Source organism: Halogeometricum sp. S1BR25-6, assembly GCF_031624495.1.
In the GTDB taxonomy this organism is placed as follows: domain Archaea; phylum Halobacteriota; class Halobacteria; order Halobacteriales; family Haloferacaceae; genus Halogeometricum; species Halogeometricum salsisoli.
Genome location: NZ_JAMQOP010000005.1, coordinates 120,639 through 141,034, shown reverse-complemented (window position 1 = coordinate 141,034; position 20,396 = coordinate 120,639). Strand labels below are relative to the sequence as shown.

Sequence of the window (20,396 nt, the reverse complement as noted above, 5' to 3'; positions counted from 1 at the left end):
CACAACCTTGCGTTTATTCGTTGCGTATCAATTCATCTACGGGGAAATCGTCAAGGGTCATCCCAGACATTGAGATGCGTTGGACTGTTTCAATCGGAAGGCGGTCTTCTGAAACGCGGTCGATGACGGAGAGGGCGGCGGAGTAGGAAACATCAGTCCATTTGTCTCGATCAAGGTCAACAGCGGAGTCAATAGCAAGTGTGGCCTCGGCTATCTCGATCTTCTCTTTCACACGCCCAACTTTTCCCCGGTATGTCCCAACTGTAACTGCGAGGGCGTCAGCAGCACGCTGTTCACTCTGGTACGGGCTCCGATGAGCGAGTAACGTCGCGAACTCTTTCGGAGAGAACAGTGACCGTTCTTGCTCCTCGCTGATGATACCGACTATTTCTCGCATCCATGCGTTATAGAACCATACACACAATTCCTCACTATCTTCTCGTTCTATGAACTGGGGGTCGAGATTAGGCGTAAAGTGGTGGCCTGTATCGTATCCGTACTTCCCTTGTTGATTCGGGTAGATGTTGTACCCGACTGCAGCACCTGCACCGCTATCTTCTGAGGTCACCACCTCATACCATTCCGAGTGGGTTCGTGACCACTTTTTGAGTACTCGGTGAATGCCTTTCTGATTCCACTCTACCTGCTTCTTCCGTGGTGCGATATCCGTGACGTATGCCGCGAGGTTTGAATCCATATTCCTATTCCCTACTCGGGGATAGTAAATCTATCTCCATTTGAGGGATAGTAGGAATCCTGAATCACACCTCAGGCAGCGGCGAATCTGCTTGCGCATGCGTCTGTGAATGTTTATTCGTTGTAAACTGATGTCGGTGGTCTCCCAACGCACGTGGTCGACACCACAGCGTCGGTCTGACTGTCCTTGTCCTCTACAGAAAGGGAACTTTACAACGTACGCGCGTACGACCTCAGAGGTCGCCGGACTGTTGGACTAAGAGCCCTCGGACAACACTGAAACCGGAGCATCGGCCACGTAGCGCCTTACTGTAGGGTCGGAAAGCGGCGCTACTACGGACTCCATAAGCATGGGACAGCGATAGATAGTCGGGAGAGTTGAAACAAGAGTGTGTAACGGGACGCTCTGTCGGTGTTATTTGAACCATTCTCCAGTATCAAATGGTTCTTAGAATATTAGTCAGCGATTCGTCAGCTGCTGTCAACAGGTCCCTTGTATTGTGAGCGGATTTTCTCTCCGTCCCGCCACTGCCAGTACCAATACTCATTGGTGTTGATTCTCTTCTTCGTCAAAGTTGCTTTACCAGGGACGCTGTCCGGAAGGTTGTCTCCTCGAATATCCGTCCGTCCCTCATCGTTTCGTTCTTCTTTCTCCCTGGTCCTTTGTTCACGTCGTTGATCCTCAGCCAGTCGCTCAGCTAGTCGTGAGACCTGGTCCAGTTGCCGGGGAGTCAGTTCCTCAAGCCGGGCTTCGATGTCGTCAGGTACGTCCTGCATACTCGCTGTTGGTTAACTCGACGGCGGATTGTTGGTTAAGCCTACCGGTTGATCCAGGTACAGAGAGACACCACCATTTCCCGAGCCCACTCACGAAACCGGCTGTACCGCTTGAAAACCACGTTTTACTTCTAGAACTCTATAAACAAACTGCTCTACCTAGGTGGTTTGCGGCTATGGTTGTATGTGAGTTATGATAAAGTTTTCTGTGAGTTATAGTATTGCGTGTTCCTAGATTGGCCTCCCCTTTTGATCTAGGGCTCAGGAAATAGTGGTGTCTGACAGGGACCGCTGAGTCGGGATATAGTATAAAAATCTGGCGGTCTCAGGAAACCGAGGACGCTCCGGACACTCAGGAACCCCCGGTCTTTATCACACGTCGATACGTGTCCATGAGTTAAGATGGCGATGTTTACTCCGGACGAGAACATCTTCTCGGACGAGTATCCCTTACGTGAGAACTACCAACCGGAGCAGATCCAAGAGCGAGATAACGAACTCAAAAAGTACCGGAATGCGTTGCAACCGGTGATCAACGGGGCACCGCCTAAGAATATTTTTCTCTACGGGAAAACCGGTGTCGGGAAGACGGTTGCGACAAACTATTTGCTCGATCATCTGCAGGAAGACGCCGGAGAATACGGTATTGACTTGACTGTGATCAAGCAACCCTGTAACAACATCTCCAGCAGCTACCAGGTCGCAGTCAACCTGTTGAACCAGTTGCGAGGACCGGACAGCCGTGTCTCCACCACCGGCTATCCGCAACAGGACGTGTTCAACATGCTTTACGATGAACTGGACGAACTTGGTGGAACTGTCTTAATCGTCCTCGACGAGATCGACAACATTGGAGGGAACGATGATATCCTGTATGAGCTGCCGCGCGCTGAGAGCAATGGTTATGTCGACGATGTCTGGCCCGGTATCATCGGTATCTCGAATGACTTCACGTTTCGCGACCAGCTCTCTCCGAAGGTGAAGGACACATTATGTGAAGAGGAAATCCATTTCCCGCCGTACGATGCGAATGAGTTAACGTCGATCCTCGGTGATAGAGCCGAGAAAGCTTTCCACGACGGGGTCTTGAATGATGAGGTGATTCCGTTGGCGGCGGCTTTTTCTGCTCAAGACTCTGGGAGTGCTCGTCAAGGTCTTCGGCTTCTGCATAAGGCAGGGGAATTGGCTCGATCTAATGAGGCTTCGACGGTTGAGGAGAAGCATATTCGCAGCGCTCAGAAGGAGTTAGAGCGTGATCAGTTAGAGGATGGGATGCGGGAGTTGACGACTCAGGGGCATCTGGTGCTGTGCAGTGTTTCGGCTTTCGAGATTACGGAGGTTGCTCCTGTTCGGACGCAAGAAATCTACGAACGGTACCAGAACTATGCTGACCGTATTTCTGCTGATGCTCTTGGTGAGCGTCGTATCCGCGATCATCTGAGCGAGTTGTCGCTGCATGGTTTTCTAACAGTTGCTGAACGGAATGATGGATTCCACGGCGGTAGCTACTATGAATACGAGCTGAATGTGGATTTAGGTTCGGTGCTGGCTGTGTTGAGTGAGATCAGTCGTTTAGAGGATATCCCGGAGATGTTAGAATCTGCGGCAGACCGAGAAGGACTAACGTAGCTGATCCTTGGTTGACTTATTTCTCAGGAAATGGTGGTGTCTCCCTTCCTTTCTGGAGGAACCTAATTGGATCGGACTGGTGTGGACTTGGTGGTTAAGTGAGTGGGCGGGATGCTCCCCCAACATACAGTATCTAGGACGAAACCCGAGATTTCATGCGTATTCTGATGCGGTTCTGTTAAAGTATATCTACGAGAACCATCTTGACGCAGCCGTTCGGAAGGTTCAGACATAGCTCATTCCCTATATCAGATACAGAAGATAGGTCAGATACAGTTGGTACAGTAGATGTCTGACATACATTTATGCGACCGTAATAAGATACGTCAGATACAGAAGACACATGACTCAGATATTGGCCATCAGCAATCAGGCTGGAGGCGTGGGGAAGACAACGACCAGTATCAATTTGTCCGGGGCGTTGAACGAGTTAGGGCACAAAGTACTGCTCGTCGACGCTGATCCACAAGGCACGGCAACTGAAGGCGTCGGGTTCCGTGACTTGTACAGTCAGAAAATTCCGTCACTGCATCAGGTGATGGTGGACCCGTCGAGAACCAGCGAAATCAACGATATCATCCAGCACCACGAGGAGTTTGACATTATCCCAGCGAACAAGTCGATGGATGCATTGAAAGATATGCTGCTAACCCAAGTGGCAAACAGCGAGATGCGGTTGAAGATCGCTTTAGACGAGCTTGACACGGATTACGACTTCATCATTATCGACTGTCCGCCTGATCTCTCGCAGATTCTCGACAACGCTTTGCTAGCAGCTGAAAATCTGCTGATTCCAGTTGAACCGACTCGCCGTAGTATCCGTGCGATTGAGAAAATGAACGAGGAAATCAGCTACTTAGAGTCCAGTTTCCCTGGTCAGATAGATCAGATACGTGTCCGAGGTATCGTAGTGAACTCGGTCGAGGGTACGCCGAATAACGATACGAAGGAGATGCTGGAATTCTTCAACGATGCTCCGTACCCAGTGTTCCAGATTCCAGAGCGTGTAGCGATTCGTCGAGCGTGGAACAACGGTGTCTCGATTTTCCAGCATGATGATCCGGCAAAGGTGGATGACGCCCGTGAATCGTACCTGAGTATTGCCCGTGAGTTAGCTGCTGAAGAGGTGAAGGCGTAATGAGTGACGATTTAGAGGATCGGAAGCAGGAGACGTGGAATATGAGCGAGGTGCGTTCTACGGGTGCGAGCTCAGAAGCCGAAGACAATTCAGATACATCAGATACAGAAGACGCATACGATATAAAAGATACTCAAGATGAATCAGATATTGAAGAAAAAGCAGATACGGAAGATATCACAGACAAAGAGGATACGTCAGATACAGCAGAAGGGAACACAGTACGGCAAATGAGTATTGATGCTGAGCGGAAAGGGTTCGCTGTCCGCGACCTTCATAACGTGAACGTCTATCTGTACGAGGATATCTACCGGGATATGGTGGCGACATTCAAGGATCTGGACTCAGAGTATTTCCGGGTTCACGGCGATGAACTGACAAAGAATAAAGAGTTCTTCAATGCAGTGTTCAAAGCAGGGTTAGAGAGCGATCAGCTGCGCGAAGAACTGGAACTTGAGTAGGTCTCAAAGCCACATCCTCGCGTTGACTAAGTCTTACTTAGTGGTGTCAGTAGCGTCGTCTACGGCGTTGAAGACCTGCCCGTGTAAGCAGGTCTCCGGTAGCAAATTCAATACTTACCGGATCCGTACTGGGGGCTCCCCGATGATTTTTCTCATCGAGGACTTGAACGAGAAGTCGATGGTCGGTCTCATTCGCGTGTATAAGCGGATGTACGGGAATATTCAGCGGTCGGTTGAGCGAGTACGCGACTTCTTTGGGTAAGCTCTCCGTTGCTATATAATTCGAATTGGGTATCGTAGCAATAGTTTATACCTGTGCAGCAAAATCTGGCAATATACTCAGTTCGATGACTCAACGTCAAGCTCGAATTGCTGATTCTCTACTGGTTTGTTTAGTATGATCGCAGTTGAGGACTGCCGGACAGTCGCATCGTTCAGTAGCTGCTTGATTGTCTGGTTAACGTCCTCTGTGTCACGAAATGAGCCAATACCGATAATGTCGAATTCACCCGTCGTTTCGTAGACGGTTGTTATCTGTTTGTGTCCCTGTAGTCGTGTCACCACATCCGAGAGCGCTTGCCCCTCCACTTTGAGCTGCAGCACGGCGGTCACTTCGTACCCAAGCTCGTCATAGTTCAGAATCGGCGTATACCCGCTAATTACCCCCTCATCTTCGAGATCGCTAATGTGATTCGAGACCGTCGTCACTGAGACATCTAGCTCTTCAGAGAGACTTCGCAGACTCGCTCGTCCATTCCCAATAAGCGCGTTGATGAGCTGTTTGTCAAGATTTTCGTATGCCATAGCCTCTAGTTGTTTTCGCACCGGAACTTAACGCTTGTACAATTACTCCCGTTCGAACCTCGGTGAAATCATCAAAAATCCATTATATGCGTTGTCAAGCCCCATCTATAGCAGTCAACGTCAGCTAACGTATAGGACTACGGAGTAGAGCACATTACTCAATCAGAACGTACGTCTCTACTTCCGGTTACTCAATCCGGCTCCAATTGCAGCACCAAGTGCCACCCCGAGCGCGATCCAGAGTCCGAGATTATCAGTCGCAGAACCGATAGCGACTCCGATCGGGATTCCAATCGCCATCCCTGTCCCCATGTTTTTTCCGCTTGATGCTGTCTCATTCTCCTTGTCCATGTACTATTACGCGACCGTTGAGGTGGTAAGTTCACTGTCTATCTGTAATCTCAGGACGAAATCTGCGTGAAGAGACCATCCTCACAGCGACCGTTAACCAACAAAGAGTACCGGTTTCTTCGGATGTTGGTTAACTAGAAAATCGCTTTGCGGCTCTCTATGACTGTGCCGATAATTTCCTGAGCGGTGGAACTGATACGACCGAGGCGCTCTTGAATCATCTCGGAGTCGTCGCCTTGCCACGCAGCGAGATAGAACGCAGATCCACTTGTGTCGAGCCCGAGATAGCGACCGACGATGTACGCGACGGCCTCAGCTTCGACCTCGCGTTTTGCCCGTTCGAGTTCGCCCTCGATATCGAAATGGAGCAGTGCGTGAGCGTACTCGTGGATCAATGTGACAGCGAGATCTGCCTGATTTGCTCGGGCTTTCGCTTCGACAACTGGCTGGAGGTCGTGGAGATTTCGTTGCTTGCAGACGCCCTTCGCGCCGCCATGGTCCCAGTCGTCAGCGTCGACGATCCGACCCGTCACACCGAGCTCATCCGCCGCGTCGGTCAGTCGACCGACGAGATTGCCGGCGTCCCCGGTCGCTTCCGTGTCGAGTTTGGAAAATGGCTCGCCTTCGGTCTGGGAGACGTCGAAGACTGGTGCTGGTTTGAACCCAACGAGGCCTTTCGACCACTCTTCGGATGGTGTCTCCTCGTACTCACACCCGATTTTCTCGTGGTAGCTAGGCGAATTTTCGCATTCGGGACATCGCGTGGTGATGATCGGGGCCCAGATCCAGATCGCGCTTTCCCCTTCCTGGACGTGCCGATCAAACTCGTTCCGCCAGGTGTTGTAGCCTGCGACCTTCGTTGCCTCGGGACACTGGCGTTTGATGAGCAGCGTATTTCGGTGCGAATAGTCGTGGAACCGACTCTGGACATCTAGCCACTCTTGGAATTCTTCACTTGCTTGTGCATCGTTGACGTGGTCAACGAGGTCGTCGATCCACGCTTTGATAGTACTGTGCATCTCGTCGCGTCGGGTATCGGTCTCCTCGAACGAGACCGATGAATCACTAGTCATAGCCATTGAATTCACCAAATCGAGTTCACGGCGACTGCGTCAGTTCAGATTGCGCCGCACCCCTTGGGGCGCATAACAAACTCGCGCCGACAGTCACCGGAGGGCTGCTTTCTCATCAGCGAAGCCGACCGCGACGAGATACGTGAGAAATTCATCAAACTGTTTCACGTCGCTAGACGTGTCTGTCGCAAGGTGCCGTGTCCACTCGATGGCCCACCGGAACGCAGGGTCGGTTCCACCCTTTCCGTGGATGTACCACCACCGAGCCGCTTTCAGTACAACTAGCGGATTCGTTGGTGGCTGTTCACTCGCGAGTCCATGAGTAATCGACCGAATTTCGTCGGGAACATCAGTGGACTTGACTTCACCGGATTGGGTGTTCGCGATATCGACTGGAATCGCATCGATCGAGACATCGTTCGGACGCTGTTGTTGACTCACAAAATCACCTGCTTTGAGGACTCTCGTTTGAGCCCTCATCCTTCGGGGCGTGAAAAACAGAACATGGCGTCACGAAGACGGGATGTAGACGCTCTGCTCGCCGGCAATTTCCTCGAGATTGTTCTGGTGCCGATGTGAGAAGTAGCAGTCGTAGCTGCAGTACCCACAGACATCACCCGTATCGTATTCGGTAACGTATGGACCACGCTCCGTCGTCCACACATTCGTACTGCACTTGGAACACGCCGCGCTCTCGATATCGCTTGGTGTGGGCCCAGAATAGCTGAGTTCGGCTACATCTGTTTGCGGTGTCGAGTCGGGCCAGACGCCCTGGGCCTGCCAGAATTCTTTGAGCCTGCTGAGGCTATGTCGAACCGTCTTCCGGACCGTAACATGATCAACGTCGCGACCACTATCGTCCCAGCCCTCAGTTGTCCAGAACTCGCCGAACTGCGCGCCGCGATGCAGACCATTCCAGTCGAGGCCGACGATGTCGGCTGGCGGATCACCTGTCAGCGTTGGCTGGGTGAGTTGCTCTATGACTTCGAGTTGTTTGGGTGGGCTGCCACCGAGGATGTGGACGCGACGGCCCCGCCAATCGACGGGATCGGAGAATTCGTGAGCAAGTGTCTCTGCGTACCCTCGTGAGTAGCCAAGCACGATATCGTCGGGAATCGCTTCGATGGCGGCACGGCATTTCGGAACGATGATGAACTCCGTCTCGGGCAGACTCCCGTGGAGGTCTCGAATCGTGTCGACGTACGATTGTGCTTCCGCAGTGTCGTAGGCGTCACCGATGATTCCCACGTCGGGTTCATACTTGAGGGCCCGGTCGACGTACCGTTCGAGGTCGGGATTCCGAAAATCGTTGTCGAGCATTCCAACTGGACACTCGAGGGTATCAAACTGCGACTGCTGATACGTACAGTCCTCGCGAAAGCCGGGAAGAAAGCCGAGGGACAATGCATCGAGTGCAAACGGAACTCGATGAAGGAACGCCACGTATGCTGCCTGACGGGCGCCAGTGTATGTCTGTGTAGAGCTGTTGCTAACTGGTTTTGTTTCGTCGTGAATGGCCATGAGGGGTCTCCTGCGAGGCTCCGGTGCCCAGCAGTGCTTCGAGGGGCACGACAAACTCCTCTGAGCTTAACCAACGACTGTAGGAAACAGAGCTACCTGTTGGTTAACTCTCAAAGAGACACTGCATGGCTGCTTCCTCACCAGTGAGCGTCTGTTGGTCGGCGTCCGTATCCGCGAAGAGCGTAGACTGATCTCCTGATGAGGACTGCGTTACTTCTGGTCGGTCATCGACCCCGAACTCACTCGCTTCGGGTCGATCAAGCCGCGAGTCTCGATCACGATGGTCGACGTCTGCGCCGAAGTCCTCAAGTGACGTTTCAATGTTCGTCTCGGTTACTTCGAGTTGGCCATCGTCTCCGAACACGGTCTGTCGTTGAATCTCAATCTTGGGTCGGTCGCTCATCTGATGGAGCCTCCACCCACTGGAGGCTCCGAAAAACGACGGTTACGAGCGGACTCACTCTCTTGTGAGCGGATTTCTTGTGCCCGATGTTCGATTCGTCGGAGTATCAGAACCCATCCCTGTTCGCATTCTCGTAGACAACATACGCTCGAAGCGTTTCTATGTCGTTGATCGTCACGATCCCAGCATGATGAGGTACGTGTTCGGTCGTTCGAGACGCTGTTCTGATGTTACCCGATTCTACAGACTGATCTAACGAGTCACTCACTGGCATTCGCCTCCGCGCTCTCAAGGCGACGACAAACAGTACCTGCTCACCCTTTCTAGCTCAACTTCGACGACGGCCACTCACAGATACTGCCGTTGTTGCTGTCACAGTGAGCGCTATCTCACTCCTGTTGCCGCTTAAGAAACTCGAGAAACGTCTCGATATCCTCCGCCGAGGCTGATGACTGACCGAACATACTCTTGAATCGGTGATCTAGTCCGCCCTCTTCGATGAACGCTTGTGCCTTATTGAGCTGTTCCCGAAGGGCATCAGCATCGCCGCGATGCAGATGCGTCTCGACCATGTCAAGGTCGATCGACGGAATGGCAGCGAGGACATCAGCGAGATCCGTTTTCCGACCACTATGGAGTTTAGCCGCGACGAGTACTTCCCCGTCGGCTGCTCGTGCCGTCGTTGACCGAGTCCCGCCTGAAATCGTCGTCGGGGAACTATACTTGCGCAGATAGTTGAACGACCACTCTACTTCGGTCTGTCGACAGCCGAGGCCGTTCACGAGAATGTCTACGCCGACCGGGTGAGGAAGCCCCTCAGTACGCTCAAAGAGTTCGATCTCCCGATTATAGATGGTCTCTTCTGGGGGAACTTCGAGATCGGCCTGTCGTTCGAAGCCGCGTGCTTCGAGAAAGGCAATGACTTCATCGTAGTCGTTTGGGGCGATGACGAGGTCAAGATCGGTCGAGAACCGCGTCTCGAACTGACTGATTGCGTAGCCTCCAACGAGGACGAATCCGATATCTGACTGCTCCAACTCTTCGAGCACTTCGATGAGTGCCTCGCTTCGGTCTTCCTGGCTCATTTCAGGCTGGCTCCATGCGGTAGGCTGCGTCAGTGTCGACGTCGTCGTACATCCGTCCAAGCATATCGAGTGCCGACTCGAAGGTCGCGTAATACTCGTTTGCGAACGCCACGGTATCTTGAAGCGGGATGACGGGCCGTCCGTCGACTATCTCGGTATCGATCTGTGACCGTGGTTCCAGAACGACCTGAATGGCGCCATCGAGGTCGTCAGCGGGCTGGCGCTCCTCTGTAGTCGGGATTCCGAATCGGTCAAAGAACGCCGTCCAGGCGTCGAGGTCGGACTCGTGGACAGCGATGAACAGCGGATAGTCTGTCGGGTCGCGAGCGACTTGGTAGCCACCGCGGGTCCAGACGTAGACCGCATCGATGGCAGTGAACGCGTAGTCCATGCCGGCAAACTGCGGGAGGACATACGCTTCTGAAATCGATGGTGGCGAGGTGGCTGCTGCCGCCGTCAGGAACTTGAGACCGGCGTCTCGGAGCGTTTGATCGACGAGGTGGAGGCCATTATCGCACGCAACGTATCCCGCCTCCTCAAGACGATTCACGACGCGCCGAATCGTCTCCCGGTTCTCGTCGATTTTCCGCGCGACGGCGGAGATGGAATCTCCTGGGTCGAGCGCGAGGATGACCTTGAGTTCCTTCTCACCACATACTTCGTACATCCTATGATTACACAATTCTGTGCAACATTCAAAAGAATTACTCTTCGTGTGGGTCTGTTGGCTGGATTTGGCGAACGTCCTCGGCGAGGTTGTGGATGTACTCTCGTAGTGCGTCCATGTCTCGCCGGGCGTCTTCGAGCGTCTTTGCCTTCACCTTCGCTTTGATCTGGTCTTCATCTCGCGTCCCGCTTCCACGCTTGAGTTTCACACTAAGCGAGACGCCGACATCACTCCGCTCCACGTACTCTGTTCGCTCCGTTTGATCTCCGTTCACTGCCGGTTCTGACGAGTCAGTGGCTGGTTGCTTCGAATCAGACATGCTCTCTCCACGAGGACTATCGGAATGCCCTCGCACCCTTCCCGAGGGTAAAAAACACGATTCTATCAGACGCCGTCCTGTGGTTATCGTGTAGCCTGTAACAGGCCATCTCACTGTCCCGCAGATGTGTCTCGGTACGCGAGTGACGGTGTGCGACTCTCCTGTGTCCGATTGGTGATTGGCGGCATCTGTCAGAAGTGGACGTCTGCGGGTACGATCCAGAGCTCTTCGCTCTCCTCGACCATCCGATCCAGCTGCCCGCGGTGGCGAATGCCGTTTGCGTACTCGTTGTACAGGAACACCGACGGCCCGTCGTAGGCGCCGACCTGATGGAACGCATGCCGGGCGAGGTCCTCATCGCGCATAATCTCCTCGTCGGAGAGTTCGTCGATGGCCTCCTTGACTCGGTCGAGATTGCGCTCGAACTCCTGCTTCGTCGCCTCCCAGCCACGGTCGAGCAAGTCTTGGCCCTTGTCGGAGTCAACAGGGACCGCGGTCGGAAGATCGCCCCACTGCGCTTTGCCTGCGACTGTCGTGCCTCCCTCGTCAAACGTGACATAGTAATCAAATACGGCGCAGGAATGCGGGTCCGAACCGACCAGTCGGTTAAACACCGTCCTTCCGGTGGCCACTGCGTCATCTTGTGTCGATGCCTCTACCAGCGCGTAAATGACCATGTGCATCTCAAATACCTCGCTACGCCAACGCTCCGGGTGTTCTCTTTCGCCCCGGCTTGCGCCGGCACCCATCGCCGGCGCTCAAAAAATAGTACTGACGATGCTGGCTATGCGTTCTCGAACTCCGACTGGCGGTCTTCCTCCTCGACGCTAATCGTCAAGTCCCCGCTCTCGTAATCGGCCTCGAACTCAACCGAGAACGTGTCCGAGTTGTGGGCGGCTTGGTATGCGCGATGTCGCTTGAGCGACCCGGTCGCTTTGAAGTGGAAGAAAGCAGCAGCTGTATACGGTTTACTTGCTGTTTCGACTTGTGCTTCAACTGATGCCGGAAGCGCAATGTGCGGTGTATCACTGTCGATGCCCGCGGCGAAGGCTCGAGCTTCGTCGACGCTCGCTCGTGAATGTTCAGGGGTCTCGCCAGTCAACACATTCACGGGCGTTTCTGTCTCGTCTGTGAAGAGGACATCCTCGAAAATGCGTGTACCGAGAATCGCGTCGGGACGTAGCTCACAGTCTTCAAACGGATCTGATGATGGATGCTCAGACATTGAATCACGAAGCCCTGAGTGGGCTCAGTCATTCAGCCCCAGAAAAACAACTCACTACATCCTGTAGAAGACTGATTTCAATTGCTCCTTGATTCGTAATCCCTGTTTGCCCGATACGCCTAGTTTAACCAACAGCGTATAGGATATCCCTATGATGTTGGTTAAGAATGATTCGTTGTTGATGCCGATCTCTACACTGAGGCTTCTGAATCGATCATTGCAGAAAGTTCATCCCGTCGGGCACGGAGCGTCGCTGCAGTCGTTCCAGCCACTTTCGCGATGTCAGTTTGTCTGAGCCTCTGCCCGTTCTCTCGGGAGGCGATGTAGAGACAAGCCCCAGCAACCCCTGCTGGCTGACGCCCGTTTGCGATGGCTGAACCGTGCGCCAGCTCTGTGAGTTCGAGTGCTCGCCGCCGGACAGCATCCTCGACCGCCAGCTCCGAACCGAGCCGCGGGATGAGCGACTGCGGTGTAACCGGGTTGACCGGCAGTCCGAGCTCTGTATTCAGCGTCTTGTAGGCGTTCACGACTCTACTTCGCTCGACCTGTGCTCGTTCAGCGACCTCGTCCCGCGTCACTCTCGAGTTGTTGCACCGACACGCGCTGTACACGCTCGCTGCGGCGATCGCTTCGATCGACCGACCCCTGAGGAGGTCTTCGCGCTTGGCGCTTCTGAAGAGCTGGCAGGCCTGATCACGAACGGTCTCTGAGAGCCCCAGCGCACTTGCGATCCGACGAACTTCGCCCAAGCCGTGTGCGAGATTCCGCTCGCTTTTCGATCGCCACCGCCCCCGGCGCTGTTCTCGGCGTAGTCGGCCGAGCTGTCGGCGCTTTCGTGCTGAGAGCTGGGTTCCACCCGCGTCTTGCCAGCGTCCGATTTCGGTCGAAAGACCGCGATCGTGACGTGCAACGGTGAGCGGAGCACCTGTTCGTTTACTGGAGGACTCATCGTCGTCGAACGTCCGCCACTCCGGTCCGTGGTCGATTCGTTGCTCCTCAATTACGAGTCCGCAGTCTTCACATGCTGTCTCTATTGAGTTCGTTCTGACTCGCCCGTTGCACTCCGGGCACGCTGTCGGATTGTCTGTCGGTACGTCTTCGTCGAAACCGTTCTCGTAGATGTTTCTCGTTGCCATCGGTCATCAGCGAGGCACGTTGTCTGTACCCCGCACCCTTCAGGGGGCAGAAAAACTACCGCGGACGTACTGGTGTAGCACTGTTGGGCTTCTCAGCTGCTGTTAGATTTTGATTGGGGATCGCTCAGTACAGGAAGGTTACTTACCAGTACAATTCGTACAGACAGCCAATGAACGGGGCTTCTACTCTTCCCACCAAGTGTCCTGAATGTGGGGCAATTGAGTCCTATGTGAGGCGATTTGAGACCGGCGGAGGTTGGCGGTCAGTTTATCGGTGTTCAAACTGCGGACGGCAACATATTCCATCGGACGGAGACAGTGTTTCTCTCTGAATACACAAGCCCTACTGATTGGCTGATTCAGCGGAAGACAAGTTGTACAAAATAGACATCGAACAGCGCTACGTCGGCTACTTCTCAGGAAGCGTCTTCCGACCAGTCCGAACACAGTTCCAGCAAGGAAATTCGTCGTCAAGTTTATCGCAGTCACACTGATCCGATTCAGCAGGTTCGCATCGGTCGTTAGCCGTGGTTCCGCCGTCTGCCACGACTTGCACCTTCGTCACGAGCTCGAGAATCCGGGACCGAATCGCGATAGCGACTCGGTGTTTGCACGGGCCTTCATACGCAGCGTCGGCGGGGCATTCACAAGTAGCTGGAATACCGTCGACGACGCTAACGCGGTACTCGTGGTTTGCTGGGTTCTCGTGGCTCTCGTTACGAACTCGGATGTCACCGTCGAGAACTGAGAACGCGAAGGCTTCGTACTGTGCTCGTTTCAACACGCGACTCGTCGGCTCGAAATCTGCGGGTAGTAGTTGATCCATCGGTGAGTCCAGCGCTTGTACGCGGCGCTGCACGGCTCACAGCGCCGATATACTCATACCGATGCTGATGCTTTGTGGGGCACTTCGACTACAGTACCCGAATCTATCTCTGTTGAAATACTCAGAAGCTGACAAGTGTCGCGTGCTGACTACAGAGAGTGTATTCAGCGTGTGGTTTCGTGGTCATACTACCAAACGGAATGATTCACGAAGACGGTAGTGGCGGTAACAAAACGAGTCCAAGTCCAGTGAGCATGAGAACGACACCGGCCACTGTAAATTCGATTTTCAACGAGAACGCAACCGTGGCAGGAACAGGGTGAGATTGGCAACACAGATAATCAACTGCAGTACCGACACCAATGAGAAACAAGGGGAGCCCACATAGCCCCACTACAAGACCAATTCTCCGAAGTGTTTTCGGCTGAAGACTCATGTTTGACGTTCTCCTCTTCCCATTTGACTCACTTGTTTGTAAAAATATCTTGACTGTCGCAAAACAGTATCGGTAGTTGAATCAGATGGTTGTCTATCGGCCTGTCACCGCCATCTGCTAATCAGACACTCTATCGGTAACAGCGAGAACAAGTGACCGATACGCGCTCTGTATTCAGCACGGCCTCAACAAACTCTCGGCGACGGAGGGTTTCAGCAGAGCCCGCAATCTCAACTCCTGCGTATACCTCTACGTCTCGTCTCGAACCCATGAGGCGATCTGCCGGCTGTATGTATCGTACACTGTCAATCCAGTTTGAAGCGTTTCGTACACTTCTTCCACATCGACATGCCCATACTCGTGCGCGAGAACGATAGCGGAACTCCGGTGAGATATTCTATCCGAAAACTGTCTGTCAGCCATGGAATTTTTTCACTGACGGTACATCATAGTCTACCGACGATTCATGGAAGACAAGATACTTCAAGGACAATTTCAGATCCCTGGGAAAGAAGGCGAAGAATGCGGCGGAAAAGTCGAGTTCACTCCCGAAGATGGAGTACTTGTCAAGCTCTTCAACATAGGGGATGAACTGTTCGTTGACAAAACACCTGACCGAGTAAGACAGATTGTCGGAATGTCAACGGACGCGGAGCCCATTCGGTTACACCAATGTAGTAGGAAGAATATATCCAGTACTTCTGGATCCCTCGGGAGGGCGAAAACAAAAACGTACCATGCTCAGTCAATGTTCGTGGGATATCCGTTCATCAACAACAATCCTGCATTTGATGACTTGGAAGTCTACCAACCCCTTCTGGCGGACTGGGCGGATCTCTCTGGACCAGTAACAAATCTTTCGGACGTTACTTTTCCAGCAAGTAAACCTGGAGATATCCTACGAGTTGAATACACTCAACCAGATCTACCTTCAGTAAGGATCAACGGAATAGAGATCGAGATAGCTACTAAGCCAACGACCAACATGGGGCAAGTTGATTTGGGGCAGATCTCAGTGGAGGTATTCTGGAGAATCACTCCACGCAAAAACCAAGTCCCATTTAGCCAGTATATGCGAACCGTTCAGAACCTCCAGGATCTACTCTCTTTTGCACTTGCCCAACCAGTCGGTATCTGGAAACTTATCGGAAATGTCGATATTCCATATGAATCAAAAGATGTTGAGATTAGTTACCAGCCTAGCCCCAATATTAAGCAATCAGATGGAGAGCGAGCGCATAATGTTCTATTCCGCCTTGACGATGTTCACAGTTCCTTCGAGGAGATCCTAAAAACGTGGTTCGAAAAGTCAGAAGTTCTGACACCGGTGTTCCACCTCTATTTCGCAACACAGGACAACTCAGCGATGTATGTGCAGAACAAACTCCTGAATCTCACTCAGGCGCTTGAGACCTATCATCGGCGGTCTGTAGGTGGCACCTACCTAAGTGAACAGGAGTATGAAGATGTTTACCAGGATCTGATCACTTTCCTGAACGGACAACTTGGCCAGAGATATGGCCTAAAGAACGATTTCACAACGCATTTGAGAAAAGGAACATTCAGACATGCGAATGAGTATTCGCTGGGAAAGCGCTTAGGTGAACTAATCAGTGAACACGAAGGCACGCTCAGGGAACTTCATTGGAATTTGATCGGTAAAGAGAGGGCTGTCGTCGATACTCGGAACTATCTCACGCACTATGATGAGAAGGGCAAAGCAGTACTCGGAAAGGAACAAATTCACCTTGTCTGGGGGCTTCAACAGTTAGTAGAGGTCTGCTTACTAGCAGAGATGGGGATTCCAGAAAACCATGTCGTAGAACAGATGTCGGACCGATACAGGGATCGCGAAATAAAGTAAAGGAATCCAGTTCTGGCTGGCAAATATCAGAGAATTGTAGTGATATGGTCAGTTGTTCGTAGAGCCAAAGAATCGACCGAGTCAAATCCCGTCGAGTCGATGGCCGCCGTCGAACTCTGAAATCGGGTGTTAACTATGGCTCTCGCGCCCGAACGCGACATATGGCGCTGAAAGACATCCTGCCCGACCGGCCGCTTCGACACGCGGAGTTCGAGAACCTCCAGTCGCAGGACGCCCTTGAGAAGGTGATGACGCACGCTCAGTTCGAGCGGGTGAGCGAAAATATACGCAAGAATTTAGCGAACGCAGATCAGGAGGGAGTGGATGATATCCAGATCGCGTTCATGGAATTTGACGCTCTGTTCGAGCTATTCAGGTTCTATGAAGCGTATTGGAGCCATATGAGTGATTCACGGATTCGGGAGAAATTCCACGAGTTCACCATCGGAGCGTTACGGGGCAACTCCGACGACGTCCACTTCGGTTCAGACTTGGTCAATGATATCCGTGAAAAGCTGCTTGACACAGTTGACTCCCTTCTGGACTCTCTCGTGTCACGGTACTCGGAGTGACGGATTGAATCTACTTCCCCGATGACAGTGTCGGCCCGATACTGGATGACATCTTCGATTAACCCCGTTCTCTCTACCGTTCGACCGTGATTGCCACCCCTATATTGGCGCCTGGAGTAAATTGACACAGGTACGATACGTCTACATAAACCCAGTCTTTGATGTTCTCTAATTCTTCCTCCGATAGATTTTGCCGGTCCTCCTCCGAAAGCGTCTCCTCAGCAGGGATCATGTCGATTGACAAGGGTCTATCAGCTGGATTTGTCTCGATTATTTGTGTCGGGCCTGCAAAGACCAACAGGATGGAGAACCCATCTCCTCGCATGGACAGCACTGGTGTTCCTGCGAAACTACCGCGCTGGTTCTCAAAGACTCGTTCCTCCGATGTTAGTACATATTTATAGGCATCCGCATCTCTGAAAACATCATCACTGACACCGAGGGTTGTTAGTATCGCTTCTACATCGTGTGAGTCAACGTATTCGCGTACGCGCTCAAGAAGTTCCTCCTGAGAGATAACGCTCTCCTGAACAACCTCCAGATTCTCGAACAGTAGCTCTCGGTACCTGTCCTCTATCGGACTCACATATCGTTGCATCGAGAGGTGAAGCGGGATATCGTCAACGGAAACGAGGGCGCGGCGAGGCACTTGAAGTCTTCCAAGTTCTTTGGGTTGACCACCCTCTTCTGACGGGTCCTCCGCGATGACCTCGATATCTCGAAGCACGTTCCGAAGTGTACAGCCCTCAACGAAATCCGACTGTATGGAATCCTCGAACGACTTGACACTCTCATCGTCAAGCGCAGACTCATGCACGTCCTCACGGACCTGATTGCGATACGTCTCCTCAGCATCTTCATGCAGCTGCACTATCGCATCAATCAGTCGCTCAATATCCGTCCCAGAATCAATGAATATCTCCACGATTGAGTCCGTATGAAGTGATTCCAGTGTCTTGCGAATTTTGTCCGACTCAGCAACTACCGCCTTTGAGACCGGTATCGGTAGTCCTCTTACGTCAAGCTCACCGTCTTCGAAAGACTGCGATCCGAGGCGGAGTAACTCAGTACAATAAAACGCCTGTAGCCACGACAAAGCAGCTGGAGCACTGGTCGCCACCCCCATCGTCTCAGCCATTGCCTCATCTAAGTTCCAACCCTCCCAGTACTCAAACCTGCCCTCACCACGAATCTCATCGTAGTAAACCTCGGCAACGGCCGCTATCGAATTACGTTGAGACTCTGTCGTGGTTGCTATCTCTTTGTACTCTTCCTCGGACAGCGTCCCCTCTCGAAAACGACGGAACGCCCACCCAGTCAGAACAAATGTTAACACCGATACTTGTGACTCGATAGATTGCCCGAATTCAGCCTTCTTTTCTAGGAATTCATTTTCACTGTCCCCTACATCAGCAATCCTCTGCCGGTTAGAGGAGACCACATCATAATAATAGATTTCTGTCAGTTTTGAGATTATCTCTGAGTATGTTTCCTCATCGGTAGCCTCAATCGCTGTCTTAAGTAACTGCTGAGCTTGGTCAAATGTAACTTCCCAGAACGACCGCGCCGTCTCAAATGCTGCTGGTGAATCGCTTGCTTGGATCTGGTCGACGCTTTTCCTGATCAGGAGATTGTAGCGTCGGACGAAGAACCGCTTCGCCCGAAATTCGAATTCACCGGTCTCCATCTCCAACCGGTAGCATCTATTAAGGGTAGAGAGAAATGCTTGGTATGTGGGCGAGAACCCAACATCTCGACTCCTTCGGATGGATGTCGTGATTGCACTGATGACCTCCGTTCGGAAAGTAGGAGGTGCCTCAATTAACCCCTCATACAGATCCACGAAATAGTTGGAGAAGATCCGTTCCAGTGATTCGCGATTAGTGTCGCTAACTTGGTTTCCTAGGGTTGCTTGCTGTTCCAGAAAGCTGTCGACAACGTCGTTAAAATCGATTAGAGACTCCACAAATTTGTTTTTGTCTCTATTATCGGCTGCCTTGAGACAACGTTCAACGAGATACTCCACGAGATCTTCAAACCCGCCTTGATTCCGTTTTCTAGACATTATCTCACCTTTATCGCTCGTCTCAAACGATTTCGCATCTGCTCGGCTTCCTGTGCCGCAGGGTCACCTTGGTACACGAAGAGGTCATCATCGTCGTTATATGACCGTCCAAGCACCGGTAGCTGTTCGACTTCCACATCGAGCGCAGACGCCTCTTCAAGAAGGTCATGGAGTCTGTGGAGATGAATGTCCGTGACTTCACCACTCAGGCCGAGTTCACCGGCAGTCACTCGTTCTTTCCCTCCCGTAAAATTTGGTAGCGCAAGCTGAGGATAGTCCTCATTAAGCTGGCGGTTCACTACAGCTACCCAGGTCTCTTGATCAGACTCAGTGAGGATGACACCGATCTTCTCTTCAAGCATCCGCTTGACACGTAACGGGAGCGTCTCCCTGACCATAACCGTATAAATCGTATGGTACAGCCAATAGAGCCCGAAAATGGTCGCAAGAAACAGGACTGCCTGAACGCCAACGAATACTGCCTGATTACCCTGCTCCAATAGGGCAAGGCCGCCGATTACTACATTCGCAGAGAGGAGGAAGTAGATGATATGGAGTGACCAAGTATAGCGCACTGCCGTTCGGATCAGAACCACATTATCGAACTCGCCTCTGAGGTATTCCCAGAAAAATATCAACACAACAAAACTAAACCCAGTCACGGATGCGTGGACAGCCCATAACGTCTCATCAACAGTATTAGCGAATTTGAATTGCAAAGGTAGTGTGTAGACTGCGGTGATAAGTGGAAATGCTACGATTCCCAATACAGGTGCAACCACCGCTCCAGATACTGGTCTACTCTCGACCGCATTTCTCATCATCTGCCGCTTATCCCGGTTCCTGAGTCGTCTCAGTCGTTGAATCAGACGGAGCAGAGTGGTTTGCAGGCGAACGGAGGATGGAGAGACGAACCGGTTCCGACGGTATACTGTGACTACTGCAATAGCGACCACAAAAATTCCCGCAGAGAGCTTCCATCCTCGGAACCGATAGATACCATACAACGATCCGCCGAACAGGACGAGCAAGATGAGCAGTACCAAAGCAGCTCGCTTCCAGTGAACATATTCAGGAGTTCTCGTCTTGATAGTCCGGATCCTCCGACGAGCCGAACTGACGAGCCCTGATAGTGACATGGAGCAACCATCTCAGAACGGACCATTATATTTTCCGTGGTCTATAACCGTCGGAGGATAACCGAGTCGTGAAGCCAGCCGGTCAATTTCAGCGAGAAGTTCAGGCGTGGTAATCTTCGGCTGATCAGCTGGTTCAAATCGGGCTTCGAGTGGTCGTGGCTGCGCGCGCAGCGAAGCAAGCACGGAGCGGAGGGTGGGGTGGTGGGGTC

General features: G+C 52.4%; 22 protein-coding genes. 5 read left to right on the top strand and 17 right to left on the bottom strand.

The window, feature by feature from the left end; translation table 11 throughout:
• Positions 1 to 13 precede the first annotated feature (13 nt).
• Entirely contained in the window at positions 14 to 697 is a 684-nt protein-coding gene (locus tag NDI76_RS19795; RefSeq protein ID WP_310925906.1) for a hypothetical protein, read from the bottom strand.
• Between the two features lie 470 nt (positions 698 to 1,167).
• Positions 1,168 to 1,473 carry a hypothetical protein gene (locus NDI76_RS19790; RefSeq protein ID WP_310925905.1) on the bottom strand — a complete coding sequence of 102 codons (306 nt, stop codon included), beginning with the start codon at positions 1,471 to 1,473 and terminating at the stop codon, positions 1,168 to 1,170.
• A gap of 402 nt (positions 1,474 to 1,875) precedes the next feature.
• On the opposite strand from NDI76_RS19790, the gene NDI76_RS19785 reads away from it, so the two are divergent.
• From NDI76_RS19785 to NDI76_RS19775, 3 genes are all read left to right on the top strand, one after another.
• Positions 1,876 to 3,102: an orc1/cdc6 family replication initiation protein gene (locus tag NDI76_RS19785; RefSeq protein WP_425498389.1), complete on the top strand. Its 1,227-nt coding sequence runs from the start codon at positions 1,876 to 1,878 to the stop codon at positions 3,100 to 3,102.
• Between the two features lie 343 nt (positions 3,103 to 3,445).
• Positions 3,446 to 4,240 carry a ParA family protein gene (locus NDI76_RS19780; RefSeq protein ID WP_310925903.1) on the top strand — a complete coding sequence of 265 codons (795 nt, stop codon included), beginning with the start codon at positions 3,446 to 3,448 and terminating at the stop codon, positions 4,238 to 4,240.
• Positions 4,240 to 4,701, top strand: a complete 462-nt coding sequence (locus NDI76_RS19775) for a DUF8160 family protein (RefSeq protein ID WP_310925902.1) — start codon at positions 4,240 to 4,242, stop codon at positions 4,699 to 4,701. Before NDI76_RS19780 ends, NDI76_RS19775 begins: the two co-directional genes overlap by 1 nt.
• Before the next feature lie 339 nt (positions 4,702 to 5,040).
• Here the strand turns inward: NDI76_RS19775 and lrp are convergent, their stop codons facing one another.
• From lrp to NDI76_RS19715, 13 genes are all read right to left on the bottom strand, one after another.
• Entirely contained in the window at positions 5,041 to 5,505 is a 465-nt protein-coding gene (lrp, locus tag NDI76_RS19770) for an HTH-type transcriptional regulator Lrp (protein ID WP_310925901.1), read from the bottom strand.
• 177 nt (positions 5,506 to 5,682) lie between these two features.
• A complete protein-coding gene (locus NDI76_RS22835; protein ID WP_484494592.1) occupies positions 5,683 to 5,856 on the bottom strand; it encodes a glycine zipper domain-containing protein in 174 nt (57 codons plus the stop codon).
• A 134-nt stretch (positions 5,857 to 5,990) separates the two neighbouring features.
• Positions 5,991 to 6,935: an ArdC-like ssDNA-binding domain-containing protein gene (locus tag NDI76_RS19765; protein ID WP_310925900.1), complete on the bottom strand. Its 945-nt coding sequence runs from the start codon at positions 6,933 to 6,935 to the stop codon at positions 5,991 to 5,993.
• 87 nt (positions 6,936 to 7,022) lie between these two features.
• Positions 7,023 to 7,370, bottom strand: a complete 348-nt coding sequence (locus NDI76_RS19760) for a DUF8013 domain-containing protein (protein ID WP_310925899.1) — start codon at positions 7,368 to 7,370, stop codon at positions 7,023 to 7,025.
• Positions 7,371 to 7,439: 69 nt separating this feature from the next.
• Positions 7,440 to 8,450, bottom strand: coding sequence for a DUF6610 family protein (locus tag NDI76_RS19755; protein ID WP_310925898.1), 1,011 nt, complete (start codon positions 8,448 to 8,450; stop codon positions 7,440 to 7,442).
• Positions 8,451 to 8,553: 103 nt separating this feature from the next.
• Positions 8,554 to 8,853, bottom strand: a complete 300-nt coding sequence (locus NDI76_RS19750) for a hypothetical protein (RefSeq protein WP_310925897.1) — start codon at positions 8,851 to 8,853, stop codon at positions 8,554 to 8,556.
• A gap of 389 nt (positions 8,854 to 9,242) precedes the next feature.
• Positions 9,243 to 9,938 carry a nucleotidyltransferase domain-containing protein gene (locus tag NDI76_RS19745; protein ID WP_310925896.1) on the bottom strand — a complete coding sequence of 232 codons (696 nt, stop codon included), beginning with the start codon at positions 9,936 to 9,938 and terminating at the stop codon, positions 9,243 to 9,245.
• A 1-nt stretch (position 9,939) separates the two neighbouring features.
• Positions 9,940 to 10,605, bottom strand: coding sequence for an RNA polymerase subunit sigma-70 (locus NDI76_RS19740; protein WP_310925895.1), 666 nt, complete (start codon positions 10,603 to 10,605; stop codon positions 9,940 to 9,942).
• Positions 10,606 to 10,642: 37 nt separating this feature from the next.
• On the bottom strand, positions 10,643 to 10,924 hold the full coding sequence (locus NDI76_RS19735; RefSeq protein ID WP_310925894.1) for a DUF7389 domain-containing protein: 282 nt from the start codon (positions 10,922 to 10,924) through the stop codon (positions 10,643 to 10,645).
• A 191-nt stretch (positions 10,925 to 11,115) separates the two neighbouring features.
• Entirely contained in the window at positions 11,116 to 11,607 is a 492-nt protein-coding gene (locus NDI76_RS19730) for a DUF7995 family protein (protein WP_310925892.1), read from the bottom strand.
• 101 nt (positions 11,608 to 11,708) lie between these two features.
• Positions 11,709 to 12,149, bottom strand: a complete 441-nt coding sequence (locus tag NDI76_RS19725; protein WP_310925890.1) for a DUF8025 family protein — start codon at positions 12,147 to 12,149, stop codon at positions 11,709 to 11,711.
• Between the two features lie 191 nt (positions 12,150 to 12,340).
• Entirely contained in the window at positions 12,341 to 13,285 is a 945-nt protein-coding gene (locus NDI76_RS19720) for a transcription initiation factor IIB (protein WP_310925889.1), read from the bottom strand.
• Positions 13,286 to 13,694: 409 nt separating this feature from the next.
• On the bottom strand, positions 13,695 to 14,111 hold the full coding sequence (locus tag NDI76_RS19715; protein WP_310925888.1) for an SWIM zinc finger family protein: 417 nt from the start codon (positions 14,109 to 14,111) through the stop codon (positions 13,695 to 13,697).
• Between the two features lie 902 nt (positions 14,112 to 15,013).
• Between NDI76_RS19715 and NDI76_RS19710 the strand changes: the two genes are divergently transcribed.
• Complete coding sequence (locus NDI76_RS19710) at positions 15,014 to 16,411, top strand: ApeA N-terminal domain 1-containing protein (RefSeq protein WP_310925887.1); 1,398 nt, start codon at positions 15,014 to 15,016, stop codon at positions 16,409 to 16,411.
• A 161-nt stretch (positions 16,412 to 16,572) separates the two neighbouring features.
• Positions 16,573 to 16,983 carry a hypothetical protein gene (locus tag NDI76_RS19705; protein WP_310925886.1) on the top strand — a complete coding sequence of 137 codons (411 nt, stop codon included), beginning with the start codon at positions 16,573 to 16,575 and terminating at the stop codon, positions 16,981 to 16,983.
• Positions 16,984 to 17,056: 73 nt separating this feature from the next.
• On the opposite strand, the gene NDI76_RS19700 is transcribed toward NDI76_RS19705, so the two are convergent.
• Complete coding sequence (locus NDI76_RS19700) at positions 17,057 to 19,048, bottom strand: hypothetical protein (protein WP_310925885.1); 1,992 nt, start codon at positions 19,046 to 19,048, stop codon at positions 17,057 to 17,059.
• Complete coding sequence (locus tag NDI76_RS19695) at positions 19,048 to 20,187, bottom strand: hypothetical protein (RefSeq protein ID WP_310925884.1); 1,140 nt, start codon at positions 20,185 to 20,187, stop codon at positions 19,048 to 19,050. The genes NDI76_RS19700 and NDI76_RS19695 overlap by 1 nt, the downstream gene beginning before the upstream one ends.
• Positions 20,188 to 20,396 lie beyond the last annotated feature (209 nt).